Source organism: Vreelandella olivaria (genome assembly GCF_023507745.1).
In the GTDB taxonomy this organism is placed as follows: domain Bacteria; phylum Pseudomonadota; class Gammaproteobacteria; order Pseudomonadales; family Halomonadaceae; genus Vreelandella; species Vreelandella olivaria_A.
Genome location: NZ_JALPZO010000086.1, coordinates 1 through 576 on the forward strand (window position 1 = coordinate 1; position 576 = coordinate 576).

Consider the following 576-nt stretch of genomic DNA (forward strand, 5'->3'; position numbering starts at 1 on the left):
AGTTTTGCGCATCGCCGCTGGCGGTGTGGTCGTAGTTGCCTGCATGGGTGCCGCGTCCGCCACTCAGTTGAACGTCTAATACCTCCTGGCCTTCACCGTTGACTAAACCCGCGACGGTGAAGCCATCCACGCTTTGCTCGGTGCCGGTGTACGTGGTGGTGCCGCTGTTGGCGGTGACAGTCGCGCTGGCTTTATCAATGGTTAGCTCGCCATCCACGAAGGTGAGCAGATAGTTTTGCGCATCGCCGCTGGCGGTATGGGCATAGCGGCCCGCATCGGTGCCGCGTCCGCCGTGGGTGGTGATTGCCAGTACCGAGGCATCTTCACCATTGACCAGCCCCGCGACGGTGAAACCGTCAATGTTCTGCTCTGTACCGGTGTAGGTGGTGGTGCCGCTGTTGGCGGTGACGGTAGCAGTGGCTTTATCGATGGTCAGTTCGCCATCGATAAAGGTCAGCAGGTAGTTTTGCGCATCGCCGCTGGCGGTGTGGTCGTAGTTGCCTGCATGGGTGCCGCGTCCGCCACTCAGTTGAACGTCTAATACCTCCTGGCCTTCACCGTTGACTAAACCCGCGA

1 protein-coding gene is annotated in these 576 nt (G+C 60.1%); it reads right to left on the reverse strand.

Features of this window, described 5'->3' with window-relative positions; translation table 11 throughout:
• Positions 1 to 576 (reverse strand): MBG domain-containing protein (locus tag HP566_RS07125; RefSeq protein WP_249976571.1); only part of this gene is annotated, 576 nt, incomplete at both ends.